This window comes from Streptomyces sp. NPDC059003, from assembly GCF_042740445.1.
Classification (GTDB): domain Bacteria; phylum Actinomycetota; class Actinomycetes; order Streptomycetales; family Streptomycetaceae; genus Streptomyces.
The window spans coordinates 1-3,581 of record NZ_JBHYJH010000374.1 but is presented as its reverse complement, the minus strand read 5'-3'; the positions used below and the strand labels follow the sequence as shown (position 1 = coordinate 3,581).

3 protein-coding genes, 1 other RNA gene and 1 pseudogene are annotated in these 3,581 nt (G+C 73.8%); all 5 read left to right on the top strand.

The window, feature by feature from the left end:
• Window positions 1–141: 141 nt before the first annotated feature.
• The 5 genes and pseudogenes from ACFWZ5_RS45620 to rnpB all read left to right on the top strand — a co-directional run bounded on the left by ACFWZ5_RS45620 (window position 142) and on the right by rnpB (window position 3,551).
• Entirely contained in the window at window positions 142–546 is a 405-nt protein-coding gene (locus ACFWZ5_RS45620) for a DUF4260 family protein (protein WP_384800303.1), read from the top strand.
• Complete coding sequence (locus ACFWZ5_RS45615) at window positions 539–1,069, top strand: TetR/AcrR family transcriptional regulator (protein ID WP_384800306.1); 531 nt, start codon at window positions 539–541, stop codon at window positions 1,067–1,069. Before ACFWZ5_RS45620 ends, ACFWZ5_RS45615 begins: the two co-directional genes overlap by 8 nt.
• Window positions 1,070–1,170: 101 nt before the next feature.
• Window positions 1,171–2,244: an AraC family transcriptional regulator gene (locus ACFWZ5_RS45610; RefSeq protein ID WP_384800309.1), complete on the top strand. Its 1,074-nt coding sequence runs from the start codon at window positions 1,171–1,173 to the stop codon at window positions 2,242–2,244.
• Window positions 2,175–3,023 (top strand): annotated as a pseudogene (locus ACFWZ5_RS45605) (DMT family transporter); the annotation flags it as partial. The gene ACFWZ5_RS45610 and the pseudogene ACFWZ5_RS45605, both read left to right, overlap by 70 nt.
• 127 nt (window positions 3,024–3,150) lie before the next feature.
• Window positions 3,151–3,551: RNase P RNA component class A (gene rnpB, locus ACFWZ5_RS45600), an RNA gene on the top strand.
• Window positions 3,552–3,581 lie beyond the last annotated feature (30 nt).

The following is a 3,581-nucleotide window of genomic DNA, read 5'->3' as shown; positions in this document are numbered from 1 at the left end:
GGGGTGCCAGGGGCGGCAGCCCCTGGTTTCGGTGAAGGGGCGGGTCTGGGGCGCCCCGCGAGGGCAGGCCTTGACGGCTAACGCCGTTAGCCGTACCGTCGTGGCTAACGGTGTTAGCCCACCCTTTCCGAGGAGCCCGCCATGACCACCGCCACCACACTCCGCGCCCTCGCCACCCCCCGCCGAGCCGCCTGGCTTGCCGCCGCCCTGTTCTGGTCGACCTTCGCCGTCCTGGAGGCGGTCAACCACGGCTGGCTCGCCGGCACCTTCGCGTTCGCCGGCCTGATCGCCCCGGACCTCACCTTCCTGGTCGCCGCGCGCGAAGCGCCCCGCATGGCCAAGGGCCAGCTCCCGCCCCGCGCGGTCCCGTACTACAACACCGCCCACCGCGCCCTGGTCCCCCTCGCCCTCATGGCGCTCTACACCGTCGTGCCCTTCACCTGGGCCCCCGTCCTCGCGGCGCTGTGCGGCTGGCTCGCCCACATCTCGTACGATCGCGCCTTCGGCTATGGACTGCGTACGAAGGAAGGCTTCCAGCGTGGCTGACCAGGACCAGCGGCTCACCCCCCGGGCCCGCGAGATCGCCGCCGCGGCCCGCGCCCTCCTCGAGGAGGCCGGGCCCGAGGCCCTGACGATGCGGTCCCTCGCCGACCGCCTCGGCATCAAGGCGCCCTCGCTCTACAAGCACTTCCCCGACAAGTTCGCCGTCGAGGTCGAGCTGGTCGCGCAGCAGCTCGCCGAGTCCGCGGCGGCCTGCGAGGCCGCGGAGGCCAGGGAGCCCGGCTCCCTGGCGGCGCTGACCGACGCCTACCGGGCCTACGCCCTCGACCACCCCCACCTGTACCGCCTCGCCACCGAGCGCCCCCTGCCGCGGCACGCGCTGCCGCCCGGCCTGGAGGACCGGGCCGCGGCGCCGCTCCTGCGGGTGTGCGGGGGAGACGTGGAACTGGCGCGCGCCATCTGGGCGTTCGCGCACGGCATGGTCATCCTCGAGATCCACGGCCGCTTCCCCGAAGGGGTCGACCTGGCGGCGGCATGGAAGACGGGGGTGGACGCGTTCAAGCGGTGAAACACGCTTGAGCGGACCCGGGGTGCGCACGGCATGCTTCGGCCATGGGGCGCACGCGCTGCGTGCGGCGGGGCGTACGGCTCGGGTGAAGGGGGCGCGACATGGGCGGCGGCGTACGGGGGACGGGGCACGGAACCGGACCGCTGACGGGAGCCCGGCGGCCCGACGGCGACCGCGCCACCTGGACCCGCGCCCCCCTCGGCGGCGGCGACTCCCTCGACCTCCTCACCGCCCGCTTCGACCGGCACCAGTACGCGCCGCACTCCCACGAGGAGTTCACCGTCGGCGTCTGCGTCGGCGGCACCGAGATCATCGACTACCGGGGCACCCGCCTCGACATCGGCCCCGGCGCCATCGTCGTACTCGCCCCCGGCGAGCCCCACACCGGCCGCCCCGGCGCGGGCGACGGCTACGCCTATCGCGCGATGTACCCCGCGGCCCACCTCCTCGCCGACGCCGCGGGCGCCCTGCCGCACTTCCCGGACCCCGTCCTGAACGACCCGGAGCTGGCGGCGGCACTGCGGGCCACGCACGCCGAACTGCGCGCGGACGTGAACGCGGACGCGAACGCACGCGTGGCAGGAGACACCCCACCCGGCCGTCCACCCGGCCCTCCACTCGGCGGCCCCCAGCCCGGCCCCCCGTCCGCCGCCCCGACCGACCCCCTGGCCGCCCTGACCGCCGAGTCCCGCCTCTCCGTCCTGCTTGAGGCGCTGGCCCGACGCCACGGCATCACCCGCCCCGCACACCCCGCTCGCCCCGCACACCCCGCGCACGCCACGGTGCCCGGCGCGGCCGGAATCGCCCTCTCCGTACGCGACCGCCTGGCCGACGACGTCCTCGCCCCGCCGTCCCTCGCCCAGCTCGCCGCCGAACTCGGCCTGTCCCGCTACCAGTTGCTGCGCGCGTTCCGTACGACGATGGGGATGCCGCCGTACGCGTGGCTCGCCCAGCACCGCGTCGCGCGGGCCCGCGCGCTCCTGGAGACCGGGCTGCGCCCCGCGGAGGTGGCGGGCCTGGTGGGCTTCGCCGACCAGGCGCATCTGACGCGCTGGTTCCGCCGGGTCCTCGGGGTGACCCCGGCGGCGTACCGCAACAGCGTCGTATGCGACGGACCGGCGCCGCAACGACGTTCAAGACGAGCCACCCCGACCGATTCCACACTGTCCGCATGACTGCACGCGGCTGGGGCCTGTTCTCCCTGATGGGTGTCCTGTGGGGCATCCCGTACCTCATGATCAAGGTGGCGGTCGACAGCGATCTGACGCCGTCGACGGTGGTGTTCACGCGCTGCGCGCTCGGCGCCGCGCTGCTGCTCCCCTTCGCTGTACGACAAGGCGGCCTGACCCGCGTACTGAAGACGCACTGGCGGCCGATGCTCGCCTTCGCCGCCGTGGAGATCCTCGGCCCCTGGTGGACGCTGACCGACGCCGAACGCCACCTCTCCAGCTCCACCGCGGGCCTGCTGATCGCCGCGGTCCCGATCATCGGCGCCGCGCTCGCCCGGTTCTTCGGCGACACGGAACGCCTGGGCACCCGCCGCGTCACGGGCCTGACACTCGGCTTCGCGGGGGTGGCCGTCCTCACCGTCCCGCACCTCACCGGCGGCGACGCGTGGTCGCTCACCGAGGTCCTGATCACGGCGCTCGGCTACGCGATCGCCCCGCTGATCGTCGCCCGCCACCTCAAGGGCGTCCCGACGCTCCAGCTGATCGCGCCGTGCCTGGCGCTCGCGGCCGTCGTGTACGCGCCCGCGGCGGTGGCCTCACGGCCCGCGGAGCTCCCCGACGGGCCGACCCTCGCGGCCCTCGCGGGCCTCGGCGTCATCTGCACCGCGCTCGCGTTCGTCGTCTTCCTCGAACTCATCCGCGAGGCGGGCCCGACGCGGGCGGTCGTCTTCACGTACATCAACCCGGCGGTCGCCGCGATCGCGGGCGTCGTCTTCCTCTCCGAACACCTCACGGCGTCCTTCTGGGCCGCCTTCACCCTGATCCTCGCGGGCTCCTTCCTCGCCACGGCCGCCGCGTCGGCCTCGGCGCCGCGGTCCCGGTCACGGCGGGTACGATGGTCGACACGGCAGACGAGCCGGGCGGACGGCCGCGTGGGGGTCCTTACGGACCTCCCCGAGGAACGTCCGGGCTCCACAGGGCAAGGTGATGGCTAACGGCCACCCGGGGTGACCCGCGGGACAGTGCCACAGAAAACAGACCGCCGAAGGCTCCGGCCCTCGGTAAGGGTGAAACGGTGGTGTAAGAGACCACCAGCGCCTGAGGCGACTCAGGCGGCTAGGTAAACCCCACCTGGAGCAAGGTCAAGAGGAAGCACCCCGGTGCTTCTGCGCGGACGACCGAGGGCTGCCCGCCCGAGTCCGCGGGTAGACCGCACGAGGCCGGCAGCAATGCCGACCCTAGATGGATGGCCGTCACCCCGACGACCGCGAGGTCCCGGGGCACAGAACCCGGCGTATAGCCCGACTCGTCTGCCGCTAAGGGCCTCTGATCAGTGTTTTAGC